Annotated in this window: 25 protein-coding genes; 19 read left to right on the plus strand and 6 right to left on the minus strand. The window is 61.8% G+C overall.

Features of this window, described 5'->3' with window-relative positions; translation table 11 throughout:
* Positions 1–62: 62 nt before the first annotated feature.
* The gene (locus tag BM400_RS21625) at positions 63–212 is read right to left on the minus strand and encodes a lmo0937 family membrane protein (RefSeq protein ID WP_141223864.1); all 150 of its coding nucleotides are present in this window, start codon (positions 210–212) and stop codon (positions 63–65) included.
* Positions 213–373: 161 nt separating this feature from the next.
* On the opposite strand from BM400_RS21625, the gene BM400_RS09770 reads away from it, so the two are divergent.
* Complete coding sequence (locus BM400_RS09770) at positions 374–1195, plus strand: prephenate dehydratase (RefSeq protein WP_089838875.1); 822 nt, start codon at positions 374–376, stop codon at positions 1193–1195.
* Here BM400_RS09770 and BM400_RS09775 read toward each other — a convergent pair.
* Both BM400_RS09775 and BM400_RS09780 read right to left on the minus strand, forming a co-directional pair.
* On the minus strand, positions 1192–2193 hold the full coding sequence (locus tag BM400_RS09775) for a hypothetical protein (protein WP_089838877.1): 1002 nt from the start codon (positions 2191–2193) through the stop codon (positions 1192–1194). The two genes, BM400_RS09770 and BM400_RS09775, sit on opposite strands and share 4 nt — an antisense overlap.
* Positions 2194–2246: 53 nt before the next feature.
* Positions 2247–2630, minus strand: a complete 384-nt coding sequence (locus tag BM400_RS09780; RefSeq protein WP_175528948.1) for a hypothetical protein — start codon at positions 2628–2630, stop codon at positions 2247–2249.
* Positions 2631–2862: 232 nt separating this feature from the next.
* Here BM400_RS09780 and lon point away from each other — a divergent pair, with 232 nt between their 5' ends.
* From lon to recO, 10 genes are all read left to right on the plus strand, one after another.
* Entirely contained in the window at positions 2863–5295 is a 2433-nt protein-coding gene (lon, locus tag BM400_RS09785; protein WP_089838881.1) for an endopeptidase La, read from the plus strand.
* Positions 5296–5539: 244 nt separating this feature from the next.
* The gene (locus BM400_RS09790) at positions 5540–6781 is read left to right on the plus strand and encodes a sensor histidine kinase (protein WP_089838883.1); all 1242 of its coding nucleotides are present in this window, start codon (positions 5540–5542) and stop codon (positions 6779–6781) included.
* Positions 6782–6801: 20 nt separating this feature from the next.
* Complete coding sequence (locus tag BM400_RS09795) at positions 6802–7053, plus strand: MoaD/ThiS family protein (RefSeq protein ID WP_089838885.1); 252 nt, start codon at positions 6802–6804, stop codon at positions 7051–7053.
* Positions 7050–7490: a molybdenum cofactor biosynthesis protein MoaE gene (locus tag BM400_RS09800; RefSeq protein ID WP_089838887.1), complete on the plus strand. Its 441-nt coding sequence runs from the start codon at positions 7050–7052 to the stop codon at positions 7488–7490. Before BM400_RS09795 ends, BM400_RS09800 begins: the two co-directional genes overlap by 4 nt.
* A gap of 2 nt (positions 7491–7492) precedes the next feature.
* Positions 7493–8545 carry a VWA domain-containing protein gene (locus tag BM400_RS09805; RefSeq protein ID WP_089838889.1) on the plus strand — a complete coding sequence of 351 codons (1053 nt, stop codon included), beginning with the start codon at positions 7493–7495 and terminating at the stop codon, positions 8543–8545.
* Positions 8546–8569: 24 nt separating this feature from the next.
* Positions 8570–9466, plus strand: a complete 897-nt coding sequence (locus BM400_RS09810) for an inositol monophosphatase family protein (protein WP_089838891.1) — start codon at positions 8570–8572, stop codon at positions 9464–9466.
* A gap of 1 nt (position 9467) precedes the next feature.
* Entirely contained in the window at positions 9468–9911 is a 444-nt protein-coding gene (locus BM400_RS09815; protein ID WP_175528949.1) for an NUDIX domain-containing protein, read from the plus strand.
* A 115-nt stretch (positions 9912–10026) separates the two neighbouring features.
* A complete protein-coding gene (locus BM400_RS09820) occupies positions 10027–10287 on the plus strand; it encodes a 4Fe-4S dicluster domain-containing protein (RefSeq protein ID WP_089838895.1) in 261 nt (86 codons plus the stop codon).
* 71 nt (positions 10288–10358) lie between these two features.
* Positions 10359–10811, plus strand: coding sequence for a DUF1569 domain-containing protein (locus BM400_RS09825; RefSeq protein WP_089838897.1), 453 nt, complete (start codon positions 10359–10361; stop codon positions 10809–10811).
* A gap of 3 nt (positions 10812–10814) precedes the next feature.
* A complete protein-coding gene (gene recO, locus BM400_RS09830; RefSeq protein ID WP_089838899.1) occupies positions 10815–11546 on the plus strand; it encodes a DNA repair protein RecO in 732 nt (243 codons plus the stop codon).
* Between the two features lie 275 nt (positions 11547–11821).
* Here recO and BM400_RS09835 read toward each other — a convergent pair whose 3' ends face one another.
* Positions 11822–12871 carry a pectinesterase family protein gene (locus tag BM400_RS09835; RefSeq protein ID WP_217644095.1) on the minus strand — a complete coding sequence of 350 codons (1050 nt, stop codon included), beginning with the start codon at positions 12869–12871 and terminating at the stop codon, positions 11822–11824.
* A 175-nt stretch (positions 12872–13046) separates the two neighbouring features.
* Here BM400_RS09835 and BM400_RS09840 point away from each other — a divergent pair, with 175 nt between their 5' ends.
* The 4 genes from BM400_RS09840 (at position 13047) to BM400_RS09855 (ending at position 19142) form a co-directional block, all read left to right on the plus strand.
* Positions 13047–14399 (plus strand): MFS transporter, encoded by a 1353-nt coding sequence (locus BM400_RS09840; RefSeq protein WP_089838901.1) that lies wholly within the window; start codon positions 13047–13049, stop codon positions 14397–14399.
* A 193-nt stretch (positions 14400–14592) separates the two neighbouring features.
* Complete coding sequence (locus BM400_RS09845) at positions 14593–15339, plus strand: FadR/GntR family transcriptional regulator (protein ID WP_245781792.1); 747 nt, start codon at positions 14593–14595, stop codon at positions 15337–15339.
* A 168-nt stretch (positions 15340–15507) separates the two neighbouring features.
* Positions 15508–17814 carry a methionine--tRNA ligase gene (metG, locus tag BM400_RS09850; RefSeq protein ID WP_089838903.1) on the plus strand — a complete coding sequence of 769 codons (2307 nt, stop codon included), beginning with the start codon at positions 15508–15510 and terminating at the stop codon, positions 17812–17814.
* A gap of 236 nt (positions 17815–18050) precedes the next feature.
* Positions 18051–19142, plus strand: a complete 1092-nt coding sequence (locus tag BM400_RS09855) for an acyltransferase family protein (RefSeq protein WP_089838904.1) — start codon at positions 18051–18053, stop codon at positions 19140–19142.
* Here BM400_RS09855 and BM400_RS22810 read toward each other — a convergent pair.
* Positions 19139–19594: a cupin domain-containing protein gene (locus tag BM400_RS22810; protein WP_089838906.1), complete on the minus strand. Its 456-nt coding sequence runs from the start codon at positions 19592–19594 to the stop codon at positions 19139–19141. The genes BM400_RS09855 and BM400_RS22810 overlap by 4 nt on opposite strands.
* A gap of 189 nt (positions 19595–19783) precedes the next feature.
* On the opposite strand from BM400_RS22810, the gene BM400_RS09865 reads away from it, so the two are divergent.
* The 3 genes from BM400_RS09865 (at position 19784) to BM400_RS09875 (ending at position 23555) form a co-directional block, all read left to right on the plus strand.
* Positions 19784–20737 carry a glycine--tRNA ligase subunit alpha gene (locus BM400_RS09865; RefSeq protein ID WP_089838908.1) on the plus strand — a complete coding sequence of 318 codons (954 nt, stop codon included), beginning with the start codon at positions 19784–19786 and terminating at the stop codon, positions 20735–20737.
* Positions 20738–20774: 37 nt separating this feature from the next.
* Positions 20775–22868, plus strand: a complete 2094-nt coding sequence (gene glyS, locus BM400_RS09870) for a glycine--tRNA ligase subunit beta (RefSeq protein WP_089838910.1) — start codon at positions 20775–20777, stop codon at positions 22866–22868.
* A 153-nt stretch (positions 22869–23021) separates the two neighbouring features.
* Positions 23022–23555, plus strand: a complete 534-nt coding sequence (locus BM400_RS09875; protein WP_089838911.1) for a DUF2199 domain-containing protein — start codon at positions 23022–23024, stop codon at positions 23553–23555.
* Between the two features lie 3 nt (positions 23556–23558).
* Here the strand turns inward: BM400_RS09875 and BM400_RS09880 are convergent, their stop codons facing one another.
* Positions 23559–24311 carry a hypothetical protein gene (locus tag BM400_RS09880; protein WP_089838913.1) on the minus strand — a complete coding sequence of 251 codons (753 nt, stop codon included), beginning with the start codon at positions 24309–24311 and terminating at the stop codon, positions 23559–23561.
* Positions 24312–24454: 143 nt separating this feature from the next.
* Between BM400_RS09880 and BM400_RS09885 the strand changes: the two genes are divergently transcribed.
* Positions 24455–26977: an LptA/OstA family protein gene (locus BM400_RS09885; protein WP_089838915.1), complete on the plus strand. Its 2523-nt coding sequence runs from the start codon at positions 24455–24457 to the stop codon at positions 26975–26977.
* The last annotated feature ends 2 nt before the right edge of the window (positions 26978–26979 follow it).

Genomic DNA, 26979 nt, shown 5'->3' on the forward strand with positions numbered 1-26979 from the left:
TGCGGAGGGGCGTTTAGACTTGTGCTACGGTTGCGTGCGGCGTGAGTGTGAGAGCCGTGAGACTACAGAGCTCGACGGCCCGAAAGAAGATTGAAGATAAGAACGATGATGGCGAGGACGAGAAGGACATGGATCCACCCGCCCAGGGTGTAGCTGCTGACAAGGCCTAAAATCCAAAGGATAAAAAGCACAATGGTGATCGTCCAAAGCATGTATCGTTCTCCTGTTGAGTCGCTCGGAAATGATCTCTTCCATAAGCGTTGTAACTAAGCCCGTATAACTCGCTGGCCATCTCGGCCGACATACCATAAGTTGCGGCAAAATGGAATCTGGTTGCCAGCGAAGGTACCGATTTGAAAAGGAGTTGTGACGATTGCGCGTTGCCATACAAGGAGAGCTTGGATCGAATAGCCACATGGCTGCATTGGGGATGCTGGGCGACGTAGAAATCGTCCCGTGCGCTTTGTCGGCCGAGGTCTTCGACCGTATCCAGGATGGAAGCGCCGACGCCGCCGTCCTGCCCATCGAGAACAGCCTGCATGGTTCGGTCGCCGAGCACTACGACTTGCTGCGGGAACGCGCCGTCGAGGTCTGCGGAGAGAGCCTGCTGCGCATCCGCTTCTGCGTCATCGCCGCCCCGGGCGTGAAGGTCGCCGACCTGAAGCGCGTCATGTCGCATCCCGTGGCTCTGTCGCAGTGCCGCAAGTGGATTGTGGCGCATCCCGGCATCGAGGTCTTTCCCGTCTACGACACCGCGGGCAGCGTCAAGAAGCTCATGGCCGAGGGCTGGCGCGACGCGGCCGGCTTCGCCCCGGAGCTCGCCGCGAAGCAATACGGTGCCGAGGTCCTTGAGGCGGGCATCGAGGACCACGAAGAAAACTTCACCCGCTTCTACCTCCTGAAGAAACGCGGAGCCGCGAGCCCCGATCCCGAAGCCAACAAGATGAGCCTCGCCTTCTCGGTCGAGCATCGCCCCGGCACGCTGGTCGCCGCGCTCACGCTCCTTGCCGACGCCGGCGTCAACCTCACCAAGATCGAGTCGCGCCCCGTCGTCTCCCGCCCCTGGGAGTACCACTTCTACGTCGACGTGCGCTTCGAAGATGCAGAGAAGGCCGACGCAGCCGTCGCGTCGTTGCGCCACCACTGCTCATGGCTCAAGGTGCTCGGACGCTACAAGGCCGCGATCGGCAGCTAGGCGGCTGGCTTGAACGCTGGACGGTACCGGATGAGGACCCAGACGACCACCGCCATCAGCACCAGCCCAAAGACGCTGATAAAAAGCTGGTAGCTTGCGTTGAGGTTCGTCGTGGCCGGATTTGGAGGAACTCCCATCCTTGCGTTCACCTGTTGCAGGTAAACGAGCATGCGTGCCTGCGAGGACGGCAGCATATTCAACCCCAGGTGAACGGCCCCAAAGGCAGAGTACGCAAGAGCTGTGATCCGAGCCCGGTTGTCGAGGCGAAACAGCCCGTAGGCGACATAGCCGCACAGCACCGTGAACACGGCATACACCACATGCGCGGCAAACCCCGTCACGATGAATCCCATCAGGTAAGCCGGAAACCGGAGAAAGGCGGGAATAGCCGTGCCCACCGCCGAGATCCCATAAAGGATGGAAAGCGCAAGAATCGGCGTGGGAATGCCCTCCAGCGGCCCAGGTGGCAGCGGTGGTGGTGGCGGGTAAGCGGAATCGAAGAGCGGTTGCGGTGTGAACAGGGCGCGGGTGGCGCGAAGGTTGAAGTAGACCAGCCACCAGACGCCCACAGCCGCGACCAGCGCGTAAAAGATGCCGGACCCCAGCAGGATGTAGGAGTTCACGGCCATGGCTTCCGGCGTCTGTCCAGGCGGGTGTGGCAGTGTGGGGGCCAGGGCACGCACGATCAGAGTTCCTGCACAAAACAGAGCGCCAAGCAGAGCGAGCAGCCCTCCAAGCACCAGGATCGAGTAGCGCGCCCAGGAACGGAGGCGGCCCAGTCCGACGATGGTCAGGATAGACCAGGTCGTCAGCGCGGAGAACAGAAGACCGAAGACCGCCGCAATGCCGAGCAGCAGGTGGGTCGCTGCGGATGAGGGCGGCTGCATGCGCGAGCCGAAAGCGGCCATCGCCACCATCCCCACGACGCCGCAAAGCTCGAAAAACGCAAGAGCTGCAAGGGCGATCTGTGCGAGGATCAGGCCGGCTGGGCGTCTCATGGGTGCGAGCAGTGTAGCGCGGAAACGCGAACGTCCAGCAGGAACTTTCGCGCTTACAACGGACTCTTGCCGAACAGCGCTTTCGTCGACCGCCGGTTGAAGTACACCAGCCACCAGATTCCCAGCACCGCCAGAAAAATATAGATCACATTCGCAGCCGCGTACGTCACCAGATAGACGGTAGGAAGTCCAAGGTAAAGCTGCTTACCCAGCACCACCGCGTCGATCGCAATCGCGATCGGGCAAAACGCAGCAAGCGCCCCTGCGATCAGCAGAATCACCCCGCGAGCCCAGCCCCGGTACTTCGAAATCCCCATCGCGACAAGAAAAAGGCACACCGCCGGAACGACCAGCACCAGCGGGATCAGATTTCCTTCCGTCATCACCCCCACCGCGCACGCCGCCAGCGAAAGCATCGCCAGCAGTCCGAGCAGCACAAGGGTCAGTCGAATGGCAAACGGACGTCGCGACCCGCTCCTGACCTTGACACGTTCCCGCAATGGGTTTTCCTGAAGCATCTCGTCGTATGCGCCGATGACTCTTTAAGGCGTAAGGTTCATCCTACCTGTTAGACGCTGCCGCGATTTGACGGCGGGTTGTCATGGGGCTGAAACTATCTGAGACGGGCTGCATCAAAAGAATCAGGAAATCTGATAGAAGGACACTCAAATGGCAAACGACTTTGTAAGTGTAATCAAACCCAGCGCAGCGAAAGGCGAAAAAGGCTCGTCACGGCCAGTCCCCGTACTGCCCGTCCGCGATACCGTGCTCTTTCCACACGCCGTTCTCCCGCTGACCGTCGGCCGCGAGAGTTCGATCCAGCTGATCCAATCGCTCGGTGAGGAAAAAACCATCCTCGTCGTCGCGCAACGCGATGCCCGACAGGATGCTCCCGTCGGCACCGACCTGCACGCCATCGGCACGCGCGCGACCGTCCACAAGGTCGTCAAGATGCCCAACCAAAGTCTCTTCGTCTTCACGGAAGGCAATGAGCGCGTCAAACTCGGCGACTTCGCCCAGGTCTCGCCCTTCATGACCGCCGAATATGAGGTTCTGGCCGAGGTTGAGCCCGAGAAAACCCCCGAACTGGAGGCGCTGCAGCGCAATGTGGTCAGCGAGTTCCAGCAGATCGTCACCTCGTCCCCGACCCTCTCGGACGACCTCCAGACCATCGCCATCAACATCGACGAGCCCGGCCGCCTGGCGGACTTCATCGCCTCGTCCCTGCCGTTCCTCACCACCGCCGACAAGCAGGAACTCCTCGAAACCGTCGATGTCTCTGCCCGTCTGGAGCGCGTCAACAAGCATCTTGCCAAGGAACTCGAAGTCCAGCAGCTCCGCAACAAGATCCAGACCGAGGTCCAGGACGCCGTCCAGCAGTCGCAGCGCGACTACTATCTCCGCGAGCAGCTCAAGGCCATCCAGAAGGAGATCGGCGACGTCGACGATACCCAGAAGGACATCGCCGAACTGAAGGAAAAGATCGAAAACGCCGGCATGCCGGAAGAGACCAAGAAGGACGCCCTCAAGGAACTCGGACGCCTCAGCCGCATGAACCCGGCCGCGGCCGACTATGGCCTCACCCGCAACTACGTCGAGTGGCTGGCCGTTCTCCCCTGGTCCAAAACCAGCTCCGGAGAGGTCGACATCCTCAAGGCAAAGCAGTTCCTCGATGAGGACCACTACGGCCTCAAGAAGGTCAAGGACCGCATCCTCGACTACCTCTCCGTGCGTCGCCTCAAGCCGGACATGAAGGGCCCGATCCTCTGCTTCGTCGGACCTCCGGGCGTGGGTAAAACCTCGCTTGGCCGCTCCATCGCCCGCGCCCTCGACCGCAAGTTCTCGCGCATCTCGCTCGGCGGCATGCACGACGAGGCCGAGATCCGCGGACATCGGCGCACCTACATCGGCGCTCTTCCCGGCCAGATCATTCAGCATCTCAAGCGTGTTGAGGTGAAGGATCCCGTCTTCATGCTCGACGAGATCGACAAGCTGGGCCGCGACTTCCGTGGCGACCCCGCCTCGGCGCTCCTTGAGACGCTCGACCCGGAACAGAACAACACGTTCCGCGACAACTACCTCGATCAGCCCTTCGATCTCTCCAAGGTGCTCTTCATCTGCACCGCCAACCAGCTCGACACTATCCCCGGCCCGCTCCTGGACCGCATGGAGATCATCGAGCTCACCGGCTACACCGAGGAGGAGAAGGTCGCGATCGCCGAGAAGTACCTCATCCCGCGCCAGATCAAGGAAAACGGCGTCCCAGTGGAGATGATCGTCTTCCCGACCGAGTCCGTAGCGATGGTTGCCCGTCACTACACGCGCGAGGCCGGCGTCCGTAAGCTGGAGCAGCAGATCGGCACCGTCCTGCGCAAGCTGGCGCGCAAGATCGCCGAGGGCCGCACCGAGCCCCTGACGATTACCCCGGAGATCATCCACGAGTTCCTTGGTGGCATCAAGGTCCGCGTGGACACCGAGATCGCCGAGCGCACCAAGCGGGCCGGCGTCGTCGTCGGTCTCGCCTGGACACCGGCCGGTGGCGACATCCTCTTCATCGAAGCCAACAAGATGAAGGGCAAGGGCAGCTTCAACATCACCGGCCAGATCGGCGACGTGATGAAGGAGTCGATGCAGGCCGCGCTCACCTGGGTCCGCTCGAACGCCCTCAAGCTGGGCCTGGACGAAGACGTCATGAAGGATATCGACGTCCACATCCACGTCCCCGCCGGCGCCATCCCCAAGGACGGCCCGTCGGCAGGCGTGACGATGGCAACCGCCCTCGTCAGCCTCTTCACCGACAAGCCCGTCCGGCCTCTGCTGGCCATGACCGGCGAGATCACCCTTTCGGGAGATGTCTTACCCGTAGGGGGAATCAAAGAGAAGTTCCTCGCCGCCAAGCGCGCCGGAGTCCGCGACGTCATCATGCCCGCGGACTGCAAGCAGCAGGTTGATGAGGACCTGACGCCCGACCAGACCGAGGGCATCGCGATCCACTACGCACGCCGGATCGAGGATGTACTCGCCGTGGCCCTGCCGCAGACGAACAAGGATGTGGTGCAGGACGAAGAAGTCCGTGAGGAAGTCCTGAGCGCAGCCCTGTAACGCTTAAGTTCGGATCAATGGGGGCGGTTCGCTGAAAAGCGGGCCGCCCTTTTTTGTTGCGCAATCGACGCATGACCCGGTCGATTTCCACCACATACTCTTATCGCTGGCTGCCGCCGCGTAGCGACGAAAAGTGCCGGGCCCATGACTTTCAGGCGGCTTGTGGAGGAGTATGATCACTGAAGTCAACCGTACACACTTGTCTCCCATTCCCGTCTGAGTAACTGTCGAGCCTATTGAGCCTGTGAAGAAGATCGTCTGGTCGATTGTCGCTTTCTTCGTCGTGGTCGCCGCAGTGGGATATGCGGGCGGATACTCGTTTTTGATGTCGGCCAACTACCTGCCCCACCAGTTCTGTTATCTGGCGCAGCCCGGCCTGGTGTGGACGAACGTCGTCATGGACGGGCTGATTGCAGCCTCCTACCTGGCCATCTTTCTGGCCCTCTTCTGGATGGCGTTCAAGCTGCGCGGCGTCGAGGATCTGCGCGGCTATCTCTGGATCTTCATCGCCTTCGGAACCTTCATCATCGCCTGCGGCCTCACCCACGTCATGGAGATGGTGACGATCTGGTGGGCGGTCTATCGCGTCTCGGCCGCCATGAAGGTGATCGCGGCGCTCGCCTCCGTGCCGACCGCGGTGCTCTTCATCCGCAGCGCTCCGGACCTCGCGGCGAACATCGAGCGCTTTATGCTCATGCTGTCGACCACCCAGAAGGAGAAGGATCAGGCCCTCGCATCGTTGATCGCGGCCGAGAAGCTGGCGGTCGCCGGACGCATCTCGGCCTCGATCGCGCACGAGATCAAGAACCCCCTCGATACGGTCGGCAACCTGCTGTACGTCCTGCGGTTCGACCCCGCCGTTCCGGAAGAAGCTCTCTCGCTCATCGACACGGCGCAGAGTGAGATCGTGCGCGCCGGCCACATCGCCCGCAGCACGTTGTCGCTCTATCGCGAGTCGTCCGCGCCCATGCCGGTCCTCCTCGGTCCTTTGCTCGAGAGCGTCATCGAGCTGCAGACCAGCGATTTCGTGAAGCACAACATCCATGTGCAGACCCGCGTGAATGCTCCGCGGCAGATGTACGGCTACCCCAGTGAACTGCGGCAGATTCTGATCAACCTGCTGCAGAACGCGGCAGCAGCCATCGGCGCGAACGGGCGCATTCTGGTCCGTGTCCACCCCGCGAACGCAGGCTACTCCCTCACGGTAGCCGACACCGGCTCAGGCATCGACGCGGCGCACCGCGCGCGGCTGTTCAGCCTCTTCTTCACCACCAAGGGGGAGCACGGAACCGGCCTCGGTCTGTGGCTCGTGCAGTCGCTCGTGGAAAAGCACGGTGGCCGCATCCGGTTCCGGTCGCGCACCGCCGCCGAGAGCGCGACCCACGGCACCGTCTTCAATGTGTGGCTTCCCCTCGGCTCGCCAGTCGAGCGTCCCGGCCTCACCGCGATCGCCTCCGATGGCGGCACACTTTCGCGAAGCCGCTAGCGGAGGATATCCTTGGCTGGATGCGAGTGACCGTGCTTTATTTCGGAGTATTGAAGGACCTCTTTACCGGCGACCGTTCCACCCTGGAACTCGCCGAGGGCGAGACGGTGGGTGGTCTGCTGCGACTTTCAGAAAAAAACGCGTCTAAACACAGTGTGGTCTGGAGGGCGTTGGCCGTGGCCGTGAATCGGGAATATGTAGGCGTGGACCACGCACTCCAGGAGGGCGACGAGGTCGCACTGCTGCCGCCCGTAAGCGGGGGCACCGCATGAGAATCGAGATCGTCGACAGCGTCATCGACACCGCCGCCGTGATGGCCGGCGTCAAAGCCGGGGCCGACGGAGCAGTCTGCTGCTTCGACGGCATCGTGCGCAACAACACCCGCGGTCGCGAGACGCTCTATCTGGTCTACGAGGCCTACCGTGAAATGGCCCTCGAACAGATGCAGGCGCTGGCAAACGAGGCAGTCACGAAGTTCGGCGTGCGCGACGTCGCGCTGATTCACCGTCTGGGAAAGCTCGAAATCGGCGAGACCAGCGTCCTCATCGCGGTCGCGTCGGCGCATCGCGGAGTCACCTTCGAGGCCTGTCGCTGGCTGATCGATACCCTCAAGAAGACGGTGCCGATCTGGAAGAAGGAACACTTCATCGATGGCGCGGTCTGGGCCGATGGCGAACCCTTCCCCGAAGCGTTGCGGGTCGAGGTCTAGCAATGCGCAACCAGCCGCAACCCCGGGTGTATCACGTCTCGCTTTGGAGACATGGGTTTCTGGCGTGCCTCATCGTTCCCACGCTCCTCGCAACGTCCCTCGCGCAGGCTCCCGTGGTGCGCAAGCCGCCCCAGGCCCCCACCGGCAACGAGATTCCGATCGAAGAGCCGAAGACGCAGAAGCCCGTCGATCAGGGCGACCAGGTCGAGACCCTCCGTGTCCAGACGCGTCTGGTGAACATCCCCCTGAACGTCGTCGATGCGTCGGGCGCACCGGTAGGCGGCCTCGAGAAGGATCAGTTCGAGATCAAAGAAGATGGCAAGACACAGAAGATCGCCATCTTCGAGCGCGAATCCGCCACGCCGCTCTCCATCGTCCTCTGCATCGACTCCAGCGAGAGCCTCATCAGCTATCACAAGCTGGAGCGGGAGGCCGGGAAGAAGTTCGTGAAGGCCCTCGTGCGCCAGCAGGACGAGATCGCCCTCCTCGACTTCGCCTACACCGTCCGCGAAGTCGTCCCGTTCACCAACGACGCTAAAAAGATCGATGAAGGCCTTGGCCAGCTCCAGAACGGCGACGAGACCGCCCTCTACGAGGCTATTTACCTCGCCTCCGACCGTCTCAAGGACACTAACCCCGCCGGTGGCCGCCGCCGCGTGATCGTGCTCATCTCCGACGGCGACAACACCAAGAAGGGCACCCGGTACGCCCAGGCGCTGGAGCAGGCGCAGCGCGTGGGTGCCATGGTCTACTCGCTCATCATCGTGCCCATCTGGTCCGACGCCGGCCGCAACACCGGCGGAGAGCACGCGCTGATCCAGCTCTCGCAGGATACCGGCGGCAAGTACTTCTATGTGCAGGATAAGAAAGATCTTGTGGAGGCCTTGCAGCACGTCTCGGACGATCTGCGGACACAGTACCTCCTCGGCTACTACGCGCCCACGCGCGGTGCGGACACCTCCTTCCGCTCCATCAAACTCACCCTCATCGACCCCGGCCTCGCCGCCAAATTCAACTTGCGCTACCGGAACGGGTACTATGCGGATGCGCGCTAGATTTTTCGCGCAGGGAGAATGCTGATGTCCGAGTTTGTTTCTGAAGAACCAGCCTTTCAGTTTGTAGAGGCCGCCGGCACCATCGCACGCGAGGCAGGAGCACTGCTCAAAGGGTACTGGCACCAGGGCGTCACCGCGGAGTACAAGGGGGACGTCGACATCGTCACCGTCGCCGACAAGGCCAGCGAAAAGCTCATCGTGCAGCGCCTCGCCGAGGTCTTCCCCGACCATGGCGTCTATGGCGAAGAGGGTACCCGCGACGGCCTTGAGCGCGAGTACCGCTGGTACGTCGATCCGCTCGACGGCACCACCAACTTCGCCCACGGCTTCCCGGTCTTCTGCGTCCTCATGGGACTCGAACACCGCGCCCCCGGCCTCCAGCCTGACGAAGATGGTGTCATGGTAGCCGGAGTCTGCTACGACCCGCTCCGCGACGAGATGTTCTGGGCCGAGAAGGGCAAGGGTGCCTGGCTCAACGGCCGCCGGATCCACGTCTCCAGGACCGCCAGGCTGCAGGAAGCCCTCTCCGCCACCGGCTTCCCCTCCCAGAAGCGCCACGAGAGCCCGAACATTCACTTCTACCAGCAGATCACCCTGCGTTCGCATGGCGTCCGCCGCGCCGGTGCCGCTGGCATCGACCTCGCCTATGTCGCCTGCGGCCGTCTCGACGCCTTCTGGGAGTTCAAGCTCAACCCCTGGGATACGGCACCGGGTTATCTCCTCATCGAAGAGGCCGGCGGCAGGATCACCCACTTCGATGGCAGCAAGTTCACCCTCGATTCCGTCGAGGTCTTCGCCTCGAACGGCCTCATCCACGACGAGATCCAGCACGTCTTCACGGAACTCTTCGCCGGCCGCGAACTCGAGCGCATCCCCACCCCGGCTGAGTTCGCCGCCCGCCGCGCTGAGCGGGCAAAATAACGTGCGGCCACGCCGCTCCGCCCGGGTACTTCTCTTCGCGCCCACCGGCGAGGTCCTGCTCATCCGATTCGCCGTCCCGCAACCGGACGGCGAATTCGTCTTCTGGGTCACACCCGGCGGCGAGATCGAAGAGGGCGAGACCGAACTCGAGGCCGCCCGGCGCGAGCTCCGCGAAGAACTCGGCCTCGACCTCGCATTGCGTGGACCCGTCTTCGAAGACTCGAACCAGTTCGTCCACCTCGGGGAGTGGAGAGCCAACACCGACTTCTTCTTCACCGCCCATTGCGACCCAGACGCGCCGGTCCTCATCGGCTTCACCGCCGACGAGATCGCCATCATGAAGGAGATTCGCTGGTGGAGTGCCGGCGAACTCGAAATCACCAACGAAAGAATCTATCCCGCATCGCTGCCGCAGTTGATTCGCGACCATTTTGGTCCCCGATAGTTACGGCCAATGTCCATAGGGTGTCAAGCCTTTTCCGCGCATTTTCGCGAAATCTACTGCTAGAATCGTCTTCTAAGTTCAGTTCAAGCACGAAAGCAAAAGGGAGATTCTAAAGATGGCGTATGTAATTGCGGAACCTTGTATCGGCACGAAGGACACAGCTTGCGTGGATGCGTGCCCGGTAGATTGCATCCACCCCAAGAAGGATGAGACCGGCCACGCGGACAGCGACCAGCTCTTCATCGATCCGGTCGAGTGCATCGACTGTGGCGCATGCGTCCCGGTCTGCCCCGTATCGGCCATCTACGCCGGCGACGACCTGCCGGCAAAGTGGGAAGCCTTCCAGGAAAAGGCCGCGACCCACTTCGGTCGCTAGTCCAGGCATCGAGCATCGAACGACCGCGTGGCCCCTGGCTGCGCGGTCTTCGCTTTTGAGGGCGATCCCGCATGAAGAATCTCGGCGAGCCGGAAACCCTGCACGCAGTGCGCGAGAGGCTGTGGACCGTTGAGCCCGGCGACCTGCCAAGATGGGGGACGATGTCGGTAGGGCAGATGATCCGGCATCTGGGGCTGGCCTATGACATGTCCCTTGGCAATTTCGTGGCGGCGCCGGTAAAGGGACCACCGCCCTGGCTCCTGAAGTTTGCCGCCCTGAAGGTGAACATGAACTGGCCCCCCAACGTGAGGACCACGCCTGAATTGAAACGAGCGATCCAACAAGCGGTCCCGCAGGATTCCCTCGACGCCGACATCATGGAGACTGCCGCCCGGATGGAGGAACTCGCCAGCGGACTGCGCTACGCCCCGTCGCACCCCATGTTCGGTGCCATGAAGCCCGCAGACTGGCTGCGCTGGGGCTACCTGCACGCGGACCACCACCTCCGCCAGTTTGGCCGGTAGACGATGATCCAGCGGGTTGGCGAGGCGCTCGTGCTGCGCGTGTGGCCGTTCCAGGAGGCGGACCTGCTCGTCAGCCTGTTCACGCGCGATGCGGGCCGTGTGCGCGGCGTGGCGCGCCACGCCCTGAAGTCCCGTAGACGCTTCGGTGGCGCACTGGAGCCGATGACCCACGTCCGAGCCACCTATGCCGAGCGGCCCCGCCAGGAGCTCGTCCGGCTCGACGCCTTCGAGATCGTCAGCTCCCCCCTCTCGCGTGCCATCGACTACGAACGCACGGCCGCCCTCCAGTTCGTCGCCGAGGTCCTGGAGGAGTCCATGCCCGACGGCGCCCCCGACGACGCGGTCTTTCGCCTCGCCCTCGCCGTCCTGGACGAGTTGACCGTAGGTCGCGTTATCCTCCCCATCACCTACTTCGCCCTCTGGATGAACCGTCTTATGGGCTGGATGCCCGCACTCGGCCACTGCGTCGTCTGCGGCATCGATCTCAGAGGGCAAACGGTCTGGTATTCCCCCACCAGCGACGGCGTAACCTGTCACGACGACCGGCGTCCCGGCAGCTTCCCCCTGAACGCGGCGTCGGTGGCATTGGCCGGACGCATCTTTCGCGGCACGGTGCGTGAGCTTGCCGCCGAAGAGTGGCCCCGGTCGGCTGACCTGCGGAGATTTGCGATCGAGATTCTGGAACGCCACCTGGAGCGGCGTCTGGTCTCGGCCCGCGCCCTCAATCGAGGCTAATGGAATGGGTACGGTCCAATGGCCACATCTTCCATCCATTTGGCCACAGTTTCCATGCATTTTCCCACGTTCTACCGTCCCGAAAATTACAGGGAAATGCCAAAGAAACAGACATAAAACCCCAAGAAAACCCTAAAACGCACCACAAATCCCCACAAATGCCAAAGTTGATTATTTTCAATCACTTACGGGTGTTCCTTGTCTGCGCTTTTTGATCGCGCCGCCCTCCGACAGGTCCTCCCAAAGCTCCACGCTCGCGGTGCGTGGTCGGACCTCTAGTGGATCTTCGAGGGATCCCATCGGTCGTCGCCGGCCAGAAAAGCTGCGGGTTGCCACGGTTGGGCCTGCTCGGCCGTGAGCTGGTGGGAGAGCGGCTCGCGGGCGGACGGATTCGCTCCGGGGCCGGTGGAGTGGAACTCAGCGTACGTCGCTGTCTTCAGACGGTCGGTCTCACCCTTGTGCCACTCGGACCAGCCCTCCGGGGCGATGTGGGGGCCCATCGCGGTGCTCAGGAAGATCACCGTGGCGTAGTCCCTCCAGGGACGGCCCAGATACACCTTGCCCGCGCCGGGATCGGCCGTCAGGCGGCAGCGATCGAAGACATACGCGGAGTCTTCGCCCTGCTGGCGGCTCTGTGCCGTGATGTAGCCTCCCGCGGGATGCGGGACCGAGTGGATCTCGCAGTCTTCAAACGCTGCCTTCGCGTTGCCGAAGATGAAGTCGACTTCGCCTTCGACGTAGCAGTGCTGGAAGAGCTGGCGTGAGGCCTGGCACGGCCCTCCCTTGCAGGGTTTGGAGCCGGCCATCAGAGTATCCTGCTCGCCGAGCAGGCGGACATTGCGCAGGATGGCGCGATCGGAGGTGATCTGGAGCGCGACGGCCTGGGTGCGCGGCTTGCCGGTCTTGCCCCAATCGTTGGCAATCGTCAGGTTTTCGGCGTAAAAGTCGTCGCCGGTCACAAACATGGTGGCGGAGCAGAAGGTGCCGCAGGTGTTGGCCGCGCCGTTGTTGTAGATGATGACAACTTTGGTCGGATCTTTATCGACGCCGCGGAGCTGGATATTGGGGCGGTCGACGTGGACGACCTCGCGGTAAACCCCGGGCCGGATGAGGATGATGGCTCCGCTGGCAGGGGCGGCCTCGACCGCTTCGTGGATCGAGCCGTAGTCGGGCGTGAAGCCGTTGTGCTCGCCGCCGACCGTGAAGGTGACGGTGGGGGAGGGAAGTCGCGTGCGGATCTGGTCGGACTTCTGCGCGAAGAGCGCGGGCGCAACGAGCGCCAGGAGGAGCAGAACGGAGCGGTTTTTCAGGGTTGCAAGCATCATCGTGGTGTCTGTCTACCGCGTTTATTCTTCCATAGATACGGGTGCGCGGGCAGCGCGGGAGGCGAGGGGTTGACATGTGTGGCGTGAGAGCAGATATGCTCAACCGCAGACACCTGTGTGATCGGACCAATTTCCAGCCACTTTTTTTCGAGCGACTTTCCGGAGCGTACGCCTCATGTCCAGTAAAACTGTTTCCCTGCCGCCGTCCGGATATACCCAGGACGCTCCGGCTGCTCCGAGTACGCGCTGGTTCGTCTGTGCGCTGCTGTTTGCCGCGACCACCATCAACTACATGGATCGCAACGTCTTCGGCTACATTGAGCCGATGCTGCACGATGCGGCGTTCATGGGCTGGAACCATGCCGCGGACAAGTTTCACCAGCCGGTCTTCGACAACAACTTCGGCAACGTGTTGATCTACTTCCAGATCGCCTATGGCCTTGGCTTCCTCTTCGCGGGACGGATCATCGACAAGCTGGGAACCAAGGTCGGCTATGCGATTGCGATCCTGATCTGGGGTATCTCGTCGATGGGGCACTCGCTGGTGACGTCGGTGCTTGGCTTCTGCATCGCACGCATCTTCCTGGGAATCGGCGAATCGGGCAACTTCCCGGCGGCGATCAAGGCGGTGGCGGAGTGGTTCCCGACGGCGGAACGGGCGAAGGCAGTCGGCATCTTCAACTCGGGTTCGAACGCCTCGGCCCTGGTAGCTCCGGCGCTGGTCGCGTTCGTGACGGCAAAGTACGGGTGGCAGGCGGCGTTCATCACGACGGGCTCGCTGGGCATGCTCTGGCTGGTGGTCTGGCTGCTGTTTCCATACAACCGCCTGCGCAGGGGATCGACCGAAACCCAGGCGAATCTGGCTCCCGTGCTGAGCGGCGCGAACTCAGGGTTGAAGTTCTATCTGCGGCTGTTTTCGACGCCCGGGCTGTATGCGTTTTGCGTCGGCAAGGGGCTGACGGACGGCGTGTGGTGGTTCTATCTCTTTTATCTGCCGCAGTTCCTGAATCGCAACTATGGACTGTCGCTCAAGGATGCGTACTGGTACATCGTGACCGTGTACCTGGTTTCTTCGGTGGGTTCGATCGCGGGCGGCTCGCTTTCGGGATGGCGGATGAATCGTGGTGCGTCGGTGAATGGCGGGCGCAAGTTCGCGATGGCGCTCATGGCGGTGTGCGTGATTCCGGTGGTCTTCGTGCCGCATATGAGCGCGTTGTTCCCCTCGAACGCCTGGCCGGCGACGTTGCTGATTGCCCTGGCGGCGGCAGCGCACCAGGGCTGGAGCGCCAACCTGTTCTCGACGCCGGCGGATATGTTCCCGTCGTCGGCGGTTTCGACGGTCGTGGGCCTGGGCGGCGCGGCGGGTGCGATCGGCGGCGCGATCTTCACGTACATCGTCAAGAAGAACCTTTCGCTGCACCAGTTGCTGGTCTTCTCGATGGCCGCGGGCGCGTATGTGGTGGCGCTGGCGATCTTCCAGTTGCTGGTTCCGAAGCTGGGCGCGCGGAAAGAGATGGTCGAGGCTTAGGAGCGTGGAGGGCGGCGGTTTCGACCGAGGTTCGGAATCGCCCCTTTCCTGCTTCGCCAGAGACGACAGTCGCGTGATACCCTTTGGTTCACTCGATTTTGCCCTCGATTCCGTGTCGTTTTCTACCGGTTCCGGGGCGCGAGTGCGCGCTTGTTTTGTTTGATTTCGATTGTGTTCAGGAGCACTGACTTCCGTGAAAAAAGAGCACCATGACGAGCCCGCCTCTCACAGCCAACTTACCCTCCAGGTGGTCGAGCACGTTCGCGCGCTGATCGGTTCGGGACAGCTTCGTCCGGGCGACAGGCTGCCGCCGGAGCGGGAACTGGCGAGAGAACTGAAGATCTCGCGCTCGTCGCTGCGGGCGGGAATTGGGTTTCTTTCGGCGATGGGTGTGTTGAAGTCGCGGCATGGCGCGGGGACGTTCGTGTCCTCGGGGCCACCGGCGCTGGATTCGAGCTCGCTGAATATCCTCGGGACGCTGCATGGCTTCAAGGCCGAGCAGATGTTCGAGGCGCGTCTGGTGCTGGAGGCCAATGTGGCGGCCCTGGCTGCGGAGCGGGCGACCGAGGAGCATCTGACGGAGCTGGCCGAAGAGGTCGCCGAGATGTACGCGGCGCTGGACGATCCGCAGGAGTATCTGATCCACGACGTGCGGTTCCACCGGACCATTGCGCGGGCCTCGGGCAACCCGATTCTGGGTGCGCTGATGGAGACGATTACGGCAAATATGTACGATTCGCGCCAGACGACGGTGGGCCAGGCGGCCGATTTGAAGGAGTCGTCGGAGATGCACCGGGAGATCTTCCGGGCAATCCGGGCAAAGAACGCGGCGCTGGCGAAGTCCACGATGGAGCAGCATTTGAAGATGGCCAGGACGGCGCAGGAGATCGAGGCTGCGGCTCTCGAGGGGGCTTCAGCCACCGAGACGGCGACGGTCTAACGCCGCGTTTGGTCTGACCGCTTCGATCCTCTCCTTCAAACAGGTCAGACCCATCCGTGGTGTTTTCGGCATTTACCAGCAGTTTTCGGTCCATGCAACCATGGTTTTTTGCATGGCGATCACGTCCAACCTGTGCTTCTGGACGGGACTGATAAACTTAGGGTTCCCATGTCTGATATTGCACAGTCCGCCCCGCAGAAGTTTTACCTGACGACCCCGATTTACTACGTGAACGCCCGGCCGCACATCGGGCATGCCTACTCGACGATTGTGGGGGACGTGATTGCGCGGCGTCACCGGCTGCTGGGGGACGACACGTATTTCCTGACCGGGACCGATGAGCACGGGCAGAAGATCGAGCGGTCGGCGGCAGCGGCGGGTGTGCCTCCGCAGGAGTTTGCCGATGGGGTGTCGAAGACGTTCTCGGACCTTTGGAAGCGGATGGGGATTACGCATGATGGGTTCATTCGCACGACCGAGGAGCGGCATAAGAAGGGCGTGCAGAAGCTGTTTGCCGCGCTGAAGGAGCGCGGGGCGATTTACCTGGATACGTATACGGGGCAGTATTGCGTGTCGGATGAGGCGTTCGTCGATGTTGCGCAGGGGGAGCGGTGCCCTGACTGCGGGAACATGACGGAGACGATCACGGAGTCGAACTACTACTTCAAGCTTTCGGAGTATGGGGAGAGGCTGGCGGGGCTGATCGAGTCGGGTGAGTTGCTGATTCAGCCGGAGGCTCGGCGGAATGAGGTGCTCTCGTTTGTGAAGAGCGGACTGAAGGATCAGTCGATCTCACGGACGAGCTTCAAGTGGGGCGTGCCGGTTCCGGGCGATGAAGAGCATGTGATTTATGTGTGGTTCGATGCGCTGGTGAACTACATGACGGGCGTTGGGTATGGCTCGGATGAGCCGGCGGAGATTGCCAAGTTTGAGAAGTACTGGCCGGCGGATTTGCACCTTGTCGGTAAGGAGATTATCCGGTTTCACTGTGTGTATTGGCCGGCGTTTTTGATGGCGGCTGGGCTGCCGATTCCGAAGTCGATTGTGGCGAATGGGTGGCTGCTGTTTGAAGAGTCGAAGATGTCGAAGTCCAAAGGGAACGTCGTTCGGACGGAGACGATTCTGGATGCGTTTGGTGGTTTGAAGCCGGATCTGCCGAAGAAGGAGCAGGATCTTTTTGGGGCGGATGTGCTGCGGTATTTTCTGCTGCGGGAGATTCCGTTTGGGCAGGATGGGAGCTTCTCGTTCGACTCGCTGGTGACGCGGTATAACGCGGATTTGGCGAACGGGTATGGGAATCTGGTGAGCCGGACGCTGAAGCTGATTGAACAAAGCCTTCAATCTGTGATTCCTTATGTTGATCTTCCAGCAGTTCCTGACGTAGATCGTGATGAGGAAGCTTGGGAGTCATATGCATTCGGAAGGTCGAATCCTGAGGCGATGTGGTCAGGCAACCAAACGCCTTTTGAGACGCTTTATCAATTAGTGCGAAACACGGTCAGCTTGTCGAAATTTCAGAGCGAACTCTACTCTGGGTTTGCACTGAACGCTCTGCTCGCAGAGATTCAAAAGATCATTGCCTTGGCTGATGGATACATTTCTTCCAGGGCACCTTGGAAATTGGCGAAACAGGATAGCGTTGAAGCGCGACGTGAGCTTGAAGAAGTTCTGTACTGCTCCGCACAGGCGATCCAGATCATTACCGGATTGTTGTATCCGGTAATGCCGTATGCGACTTCTAAGGTTTGGGAGCAGCTTGGGCTTGGGGATATTGAAGAGGCCGCCAGAAACGGTGAGTTGAAGGATTTGCAGTGGGGCGGTTTGAAGCCCGGTACGAAGCTTGGGGTGCTTGCCCCTATTTTTCCGCGAGCGGATAAAGGATTGATTCAGGTTATGAGTGAAGTGGAAGCGAACAAGGTGGTTCCGAAGTCTGCGTTTACCGATGAGGTTGTGCCGGCGGCTCCCGTTGTGGATGCGACGCATCCGGCGGCTGGGCCACGGACGTTTGGGGAAGAGGGCGCGGGTGCGCATGTTGGGGGATCGGCCGCAGAGTCGACGGAGCGGGTGGGGACGCCTTCGCATACGGAGGCTGTGGCTTCGGGGGTGTTTGCGGCCTCAGCGTTGGCTTCGGCTGTGCCGGATACTCCGCAGATTGCGATTGACGATTTTGTGAAGGTGGATCTGCGGGTGGCGCAGATTGTGGTCGCGGAGAGGATTCCGAAGGCCGACAAGCTGCTTCGTTTGGAGGTGGACCTGGGGTATGAGAAGAGGCAGATTCTTTCGGGGATCGCGGAGTGGTATACGCCGGAGGATCTGATTGGGCGGAAGATCGTGATTATCGCGAACCTGGCCCCGCGGAAGATGCGGGGGTTGGAGTCGCGTGGGATGTTGCTGGCGGCGAGCGAGGGCGAGAACGGGAAGCCGGTGCTGGCTACGTTCGGGGAAGAGATCGCCGTGGGTACCCGGCTGCGGTAGGTCTTCGCTGCTTCGGTAAGTGAAATGTACGATGGAATGAGAGGCAGAGAGAAACAGGCAAACGCCTGGTTCTTCTCTGCCTTTTTTGCCCGTCTTCTTTTGCCGGTAAGGACGACCGCGTTCTTCTTCTGGGGTAGGGAGGTGCGGCCTCCATGGAGAGACGCGAGGCGTGTTCTTTTCTCAGAGTGAGCAATACAAACCATCTTTCCTGGCCGTGATTCCCTATAAGAAGAGGCTTGAATCAGCCTCGGCTTTTCACGACGCTCGATGGTATGCGTGGCATCGCCGCTCTGGGCGTTGTGGTGCTTCATCGTGCAGGAATTCTGGGACGATTTCATGCATCCCATGGGCACCTGGCGGTGGACTTTTTCTTTCTGCTGAGCGGGTTTGTGTTGACGTTCGCGTACCAGAAGAGGCTGGATAGCGGCTGGCCGACGAGGGAGTTTCTGAAGGTGCGGCTGGTGCGGTTGTATCCGTTGTATGGTCTGGCGATGCTGATGGGATGCGTATCGTACGCGATGATCTCGACGGTCGGCATGGCGTCGATGTGGCAAGCGCAGTCGTTGAGCAGGCTGGGGCTGGGGCTGCTGCTGGTGCCGATCTTCTGGAACCGCTGGGTTTTGTATCCGCTGAATTTTCCGCTGTGGTCGGTGATCTTCGAGATCGTGGCGAATGTGGTGCATGCGTCCGTGTTTCGGCGGCGGAGTTGGCGGTTTGTCGCGGCGTTCACGGTTGCGGGTTTTTTGGGGCTTTGCGCGCTCTTGTTCCACTTTCGATCGATCAACTATGGGGTGCGGAATCCGCATGCAGTGTGGGGGCTGGTGCGTCTGCTGTTCGGATATACATCGGGGATGTTGCTGTACCGGGTGTGGAGGTCGGGCTGGGTGAGGGTGAAGCTTCCCTCGGTGTGTGTGGTGGCTCTTCTGCTGGGCGTGCTGGTTATTCCGGTTCCGCAGGCGAGGATAGCGTTGTATGAATTGGTGTGCGTGGTGGTGGTGTTTCCTGTGATTTTGCTGCTGGGGGTTTCGACGGAGCCACCGCAGGTGTTGGTGGGGACGTTTCGTGCGCTTGGTGTGGCTTCGTACGCGGTGTATGTGGTGCAGGAGCCCTGGTACCAGTTTTTGAACCGGGTTTGGATGCTGGTTCCGGGACACGGGGAGCTCACGTCGAGTTGGGTGTCCGGGACGCTCTACCTGGGGACGCTGATGGGACTGGCACTGATTCTCGACCGGTTCTACGATGGGCCGGTGCGGGCCTGGATGACGCAGGCGATGACGGCGCGGCGGCCGGCCGCGATGCGGAAGAAGGTTCCGCCGGTCGCGGCCTAGACGAGTTGCTTGGGGGACTCGTGGCTTACTCCGATGACGAAGTAGCGGGCGGGGACGTTGCCGATGTTGCGGATGGTGTGGGCGGTCATGGAGGTGGCGAGGATGACGCCGCCAGGGCCTACTTTTTCCGATTTGCCGTCGTGCTCGAAGGCTACGGTGCCCTCGCGGATGAGGAGGATGTCGGAGGGGCGGTGCTGGTGGAGGGGGTTGGGGGTGGCTCCGACGGGGATGGTGGACTCGTGGATGGAGACGTACTCGCCGGTGAGGAAGGTGCCCTGGGTGACCTGTCGGGATTCGCTTCCGTTGGGGTTCTTCCTGGTGGGGAGATCTTCGTAGAGGAAGACGCGGGGGGTGCCGAGGATGGGGTCGCTGGGGTTGGGGAGGGGCTGGGATTCGGCGGCGGGGGCTAGAGCCAGGGCGGAGAGGCTGGTGATTAGGTCGCGGCGGTTCATGGGTGGAATCTTACGCCGGGGTGGGATGGGTGGGAAAGAGAACGAGTTCGCGGCGGAGAGACCCACATCTCAGAATCGAAACCCGTTCGGCAAGCTCAGGGCAAGCGTGTAGCACCCAGGTTGGTGGCTCTATCTCTTCGGTGGTGCGCTAGACTTAGGGGATAACTTTTTGAGCTGGAAAGCGTGACTATGAGCGTGGAAGTGAAGAAGAAGGCGTTGACGTTTCAGGAGCTGTTGTTCACGTTGCAGAGGTTCTGGGCGGAGCGGGGATGTGTGTTGCAGCAGCCGTATGACGTGGAGGTTGGCGCGGGGACGATGTCGCCGGATACGTTTCTGCGGGTGTTGGGGCCTAAGCCGGTGCGGATTGCGTATGCGCAGCCCTCGCGTCGGCCGGCCGACGGACGGTACGGGGAGAATCCGAACCGTCTGTTCCGGCATACGCAGTTTCAGGTGATTCTGAAACCGCCACCGGCGCGTGTGCAGGAGATGTATCTCGAATCGCTCGAGGCGATCGGGATCAACCTTAAGGAACACGACATCAAGTTCGAGGAAGACAACTGGGAGTGGCCGGTTGGCGGGGCTTGGGGCGTGGGCTGGCAGGTGATGCTGGACGGGCTGGAGATCACGCAGTTCACGTACTTCCAGCAGTGCGGCGGGATGGATCTGGACCCGATCTGCGGGGAGATTACGTATGGGCTGGAGAGGATCGCAGGGTTCCTGCAGGATGTGGATTCGATCTATGACATCGTGTGGGCCGTGGAGCCGGATACCGGGCGCGAAGTGACGTACGGGGAGATGCGGCTGGCGGAGGAAGAGCAGTTTTCGGCCTATGGGTTCGACTATGCCTCCGTGCCTTCGCTTTGGAAGCATCTGGAGCTGTATGAAGAGGAGTGCCTGGCGATCCTTGAGACGTCGAAGGGCTATGACGGGATGGATGCGCTGACGACGAAGCGTTTCCCGGTGCTGGGGGCTTATGAGCTGGCGCTGAAGTGCTCACATCTGTTCAATTTGCTGGATGCTCGGGGAGCGATTTCCGTTACGGAGCGGGTTGGTGTGATGGCCCGAATTCGGACGCTGGTGCTGGGCGTGGCTAAGGCTTATGTGGGCCAGGGCGAGGCGCTGACGGCAGGGAAAAGGGATTAGGGAACAGTACAGCTACGGCTGGCGGAGAGTTTCGGTTATGGATTTCTTGTTTGAGATTGGTTTGGAAGAGGTTCCGGCGCGGATGATTGCGGGTGCCGAGGCGGAGTTGTTGAAGCGGGTGACGGGGCTGCTGGAGCGGGAGAGGCTGGTTGCGGCGGGCGCAGTCGCCAAGAGCTTTTCTACGCCGCGACGGCTGGCGGTGCTGGTTTCGGATGTTACGGAGAAGCAGGAGGACCTGTCGGAGGAGATGATGGGGCCTTCGGCGAAGATCGCGTACAAGGACGGCGTGGCTACTCCGGCGGCGGAGGCGTTTGCGCGCAAGGCGGGCGTAGGCGTGGGGGAGTTGAGGACCGTTACGACGGCCAAGGGTGAGTATCTGGCGGCTACTGTCGTGAAGGCGGGGAAGACGGCGGCGCAGGTGATCCAGGCGGAACTGCCGAAGGAGCTCGCGGGGATCTACTGGGCGAAGAATATGTACTGGCGTGCTGGAAAGCCGGAGAAGTTTGTGCGTCCGGTGCGTTGGATGGTGGCGATGCTGGGCGGCGAGGGGCTGTCGGTGGGCTTCGCGGGATTTGTATCGAACGATGTTACGTATGGGCATCGGGTGCTGTTTGGCGCGGAGCGGGTTGAGCTGAGTGCGCCGGCGGAGTATGAAGGGAAGCTGCTGGAGGCGAAGGTCATCGTCGACGTCGAGGCGCGGCGGCACAGGATTCGCAAGGAGCTGGACCGGGTGTGCAGGACCGTGCCAGCGATGCGGTGGCGCGAGGACCATGCGCTGGTGGACAAGATGACGCACCTGACGGAGTGGCCTTCGGTGATTCTGGGCAGCTTCGATGCGGCGTATCTGGATCTGCCGGAAGAGGTGCTGGTGACGGTGATGCGGGATCACCAGAACTACTTTGCGGTGGAGGATGCCGCGGGCAAGCTGGCTCCTTATTTCCTGGCGGTGCTGAATACGGAGGCCGATGAGGCTGGGCAGGCTGTGATCCGGCATGGCAATGAGCGAGTGCTGCGAGCGCGGTTCAACGATGCGCGGTTCTTCTGGGAGTTCGATCAGAGGACGGCTTTGCTGGACAGGATGTCGCTGCTCGAGAACGTTACGTTTCAGAAGGATTTGGGAAGTTACGCGAAGAAGTCGGAGCAGGTTTGGCAGCTTTGCCGTCTGCTGCTGGAGAAAGCTGAGACGCGTGGGGTGCAGGCGGACTTCAATGCTTTGCATGATGCCGCGAAGCTGGCGAAGACCGATCTTACGGCTGAATTGGTAAAGGAGTTTACGGAGCTTCAGGGCGTGATCGGCGGCTTATATGCGCGGGCTCAGGGTATCTCGGAGAAGGCCGCTGTGGCCATCTATGACCAGTACAAACCGACGTCGATGGAGGATTCGATTCCCCGGTCGATCGAGGGGGCTTTGCTGGCGATTGCGGACAAGGCGAACACGATTGCGGGGATGTTCGGGCTGGGGCTGGAACCGACGGGATCGAAGGATCCGTTTGCGTTGCGGCGGGCTGCGAACGGGATTGTGAAGATTCTGGCTGAGATGCCCGTTGGTCTGACGCTGGGCGATGTGGCGTTTCGTGCTGCCTCCGGACAGGAAGAGCTCTCGCGCAAAATCGAGGTCTTCTTTGCGGAGCGTTTGGAGTTCTATCTGCGCGAGGCAAAGGGGCAGGCTTACGACGTCGTCAAGGCTGTGCTGGTGGTCCGCGCGGATGATGTGCGCGATGCCGTGGCTCGGGCTTTGGCGGTCACGGCGGTGCGTGGCGGCGCGGACTTTGCGGCGGTGTCGTCGGCTTTCAAGAGGATGAAGAATATTCTTGCACAGGCGGCGGAGAAGGGCTTCGCCGCTGCTGCGGTGGTCGATGTTGCTTTGCTGACGGATGCTGAGGAGCTGGCACTGGCTGAGGCTGCGGCGGAGTTGGCTCCGCGGGTGGCTTCGCTGCGTGGAGCTGGCGACTATGTCGGGGCGCTGGAGGCGATCGCCGGGCTTCGGCCGCAGGTGGATGCGTTCTTCGAGGCGGTGATGGTGATGTCTCCGGATGAGGCGGTGCGAGGGAACCGGCTGGCGCTGCTGGGTAAGGTGCTGGGGGATTTCTCGGGGATCGCGGAGTTTTCGGAGATTGTGGTGGCGGGGTAGGTTCTGCGGCTAGGCCCACCTGAGCGCGGGTGGGGCATGCGTTTGTGGCGGGTTGAGGGAGTGCGGGCTTGATGCGCTCGATACCCCACCCTGCTCGATAAAGCCGGGCCAGGATGGGGCACCCGTCGGGATGATTTGAGATTTGAGGGATTTATGGGAAGTGAACTGGCTACGGGTTTTGATTGTTCGGTGTGCGGGTTGCACCATGATGTGCTTCCGCTGAGCTATAGCGTGAAGGCTCCGCTTGCGGTTTTACGGGTGGCTCCGGAGGAGATCGACGAGCGGATTGTGATGACGGCGGATCAGTGCGTGATCGATGGGAGGGAGTTTTATCTCCGAGGGAGGATTCCTGTGCCTGTGCATGGGTTGGAGGAGCCATTTATCTGGGGCGTCTGGGCGGAGGTTGGGCCCAAGGACTTTTTCCGTAGCAATGAGCTTTGGTCGACTCCGGGGCGCGAGGTGGAGCCGGCATTCAAGGGATACCTGGACTCTGATCTGTTTATCTTTGGGAACACGATCAACCTGGAGGTGATGGTCGAGACGCAGGTTGTGGGGCGTCGTCCGCACTTCACGGTGATCGATCCGGCGCATGGGCTGGCGCGGGACCAGAGAGAGGGGATGTCGATGGAACGGGTGGTGGAGATTGCCGAGATGATTCTGCACCGCGGGGAGGAATCCAGCGACTGAAGGTTAGTTCAGGCGCTGGAGGCGGGCGATGAGTTTTTCGGCGAGGGGTTCGCCGGACTCGGTCCAGAGGAGGCGGCTGGAGATGTTGCAGTGCTTCTCGACGAGCAGGGTGAAGGCGAGCAGCATCTCGACGTTCTGCTGGATGTGCTTGGCGGCGTTCTTGTCGAGTTCTTCGTCTTCGAGCACCCAGGGGGTGTCGAGGCCGAAGTCGACGCGGATGTGGCCGTTCTGCTCGTATCCGGATTGTTCGAACTCCGGGCCGAATCCGATGAAGCGGACGCTGGTGGGGTAGCGCTTCCAGCCAGCGTCGATGGTTTTTTCCTCCCCGGGTTTGGAGGGGAAAGGAATGGGCTGTTTGCGGGGGGCGATGTCCTCGAAGGAGTCTTCGAGGTCGTCGGGGAGATCGTCGGGTTCCGGGGCTTCTTCGTCGGGAGCCTTGGCCTCGGGGAACCAGAGGTTCCACTTCATCTCGAACTCGTAGGCCATGTCGTCGTGAAGGCCCTCGGTGGCTTCGGCGACGGCGGAATCGATGGCTGCGGCGAGGGTGTCGGGGGTCTCGGCGGCGCGGTCGTCGGTGACGTAGATGCGCTGGTAGGTGGGTGACTCGGTGAAGTCGATGGGGTAGGCCGAGGCCGCGGCGACGCGTGGGTCGGCGGAGATGGTCGCGAACTGGCGAAGGACGCCGGTAAGAGCCTGCGGAAGGGTTTCGAGGCGGAAGTTCGGGAACCAGAGGCTTAGGTAGAGCTGATCGGCCATAGAGGCTAGTTTACTCCTGTGAAGGCATGGAGGCTGGATCGGGAGTAGGGATCCGGAAAAGCCGCCTGGAAACTAATGGCGGCTGCAACTACAGGGGGCGAAACGAGTCCAATCGGATGCGGATGAGAAGATAGTCAGGGCGAATGATGCGTACGAGTGTGGAGAAGCTTCGGTTGGGTCTGGTCGCGGTCGCGGCTTTGCTCGTGCTGGTGGTCGCGGGATTTCTGTCCTATGCGCACTATCGCTCGAAAAACTTTATCAAGAACCTGCCGAAGACGTTGGGCGCGAATATTACGCGGGAGGCCAACGGCTACACATGGTCGCAGACGGTGCAGGGGCGGACCGTGTTTACGCTGCATGCGGCCAAGCTGGAGCAGAAGCAGGATGGCAAGTACACGCTGCACGATGTGGGGATCGTGCTGTACGGGCGGAAGCAGGACCGCACCGACCGGATCTATGGCAACGAGTTCGAGTACGACCAGCAGGCGGGAATCGTAAGGGGGGTGGGTGAGGTGCATATGGACCTGCAGGCTCCTGCCTCCAGTGCGAATGGGGAGCGCAAAGACCAGCCGGTGGGGGGCGACGAGGCCGGGATGATTCATGTGCTGACGAGTGGGCTGGTGTATCTGGAAAAGCTGGGGGTGGCGGCGACGAGCGAGGATATCGAGTTTTCACAGAAGGAGATGAAGGGCTGGGCGCATGGGGCGGACTATAACGCGGACTCCGGCGTGCTGGTGCTGCAGTCGGCGGTGAGGATGAATGGACTGACGAAGAGCGGGCCTGTGGTGATGACGGCCAGCCGCGCGGAGTGGAATCGCCGGCAGCAGGTGCTGAACTTGACGCAGGTGAAGTCGGTGACGACCGGGGAGACGATCGAGGCTGAGCATGCGGTGGTGAACCTGACGCAGGCGGGGCAGCCGCAGAGGATGGAAGCGGACGGACATGTGTCGGTCGCACGGGCGGAGGGAGGACTGTTGCAGTCGGCACGGGCGGACGTGGCGTTTTGGCCGAATGGGAAGGCCAAGGACGCACGGTTCAACGGTGGTGTGGTCTATACGGATGATGACGACGCCAAGCATGCGCGGGGGACGTCCGACGCGGCTCATGTGGTGTTCGATGGTGCGGGGCTGGCGGACCGGATGGTGATGACGGGTGGGGCTGAGCTGCAGATGCGGCAGAAGGCTGCGGCGAGCGATGCGTGGAGCCAGAAGAATGTGAGTGGGCAGACGGTGGATGTGGCGCTGGGAGCTGCCGCGGGTCCGGCTGGGAAGAGGCAGATTCGAGATGCGGAGGCCACAGGCGGAGCCCGGGTTGTTGCGGTGAGCGAGGGAGTGAAGACGCGGACCGAGATGACGGGGGACGATTTGAAGGCGCACTTCCTGGCAGGGAACCGGGTGGAGCGGGTGGAGGGAACGGGGCACACGGTATTGCACCAGTTGAATGCGGAGGGCGTGGATGAGGTGAGTTCGGGGGATACGACGGAACTGCTGTTTCGCGCAGCTACGGTGAAAGGGAGGGCCAAAACGGCTTCGAGTGTTGCGGCTGGAGCCGAGGAGCTGGTGAGTGCGGTGCAGGTGGGGCATGTGTCCACGGTGCGGAAACGGATGAAGGTGAAGACGGTGGGTGCGGCTCCGGTGCTGGTGGAGGAAAGGGCGACGGCGGATCGAGCGGCGTTCGATGCGGACCTGGACCAGGTGACGCTGACGGGCGGTGTGCAGTTGACGAATGTGGGAAGCACGCTTTGGGGCGGCAAGGTGGTGGTCGAGCGTGGGACGGGGAACGCTACGGCCGAGGGTGGGGTTCGGGTGAACTATGCGCAGGTGGCGAAGGATGGGAAGGATGGCGAGCCGGTGCATGTCCTGGCGGATCATGCAGAGCTGAAGCGGGGGACGCCGGTGGTGAAGGGTGCGAAGAACGCTCCGGACGATGTGGCCTTCTTTTATGGCGTGACGGGGAAGCCGGCGCGGCTGTGGCAGGGGGGATCGCAGGTGCAGGCTCCGGTGCTGAAGTTTGAGGAGGGGGTGAAGAGGCTCACGGCGAATGGGCCTGGACCGGGGATGGTGGTGCATACGGTTCTGGTTGGGGCTGCGAAGGCTGTCGTTGTGCCCAAGGCGGATGCCCCGAAGAAGGACGGCAAGGGGCCTGGTGTGGTACGGGTGGCGAGTCGCGAGATGGTCTATACCGATGGGCTGCGTGAGGTGGTGTTTTCGGGTGGAGTGGTGGTTGAGGACGCGGGTGGAAGCATGAAGGCGCAGAAGGCGACTGCTTATCTCTCGCAGCCACCATCTACGGCGGGAGCTGTGGGGAAGACCTTAGAAGTGGGTTCGTCCGCTGCGCCACGAAATGACAAGACCGCTAAGACGGATCAGCCCTTTCTTGGTGGGAGCGTGGAGCGTGTGGTGGCGGTGGGAAAGGTCGAGATCGATCAGCCGGGTAAGCACGGGGCGGGTGAGGAGCTGGTGTACACGGCGAGCGACCAGATGTTTGTGCTGACGGGAACGAAGGAGACTCCGCCTAGAATGGAGGATGAGACGCGCGGGACGGTGACGGGTGAGTCGATCCGGTTCCATTCGGGCGATGACAGCGTCGTTGTGACGGGCGAGAGCATCGAACAGGGGAAGGGTAAGGCCGCGGGCAAGCGGACGGAGACGAGAGTGAAGCAGTGACG

Source organism: Granulicella pectinivorans (genome assembly GCF_900114625.1).
Taxonomy (GTDB): domain Bacteria; phylum Acidobacteriota; class Terriglobia; order Terriglobales; family Acidobacteriaceae; genus Edaphobacter; species Edaphobacter pectinivorans.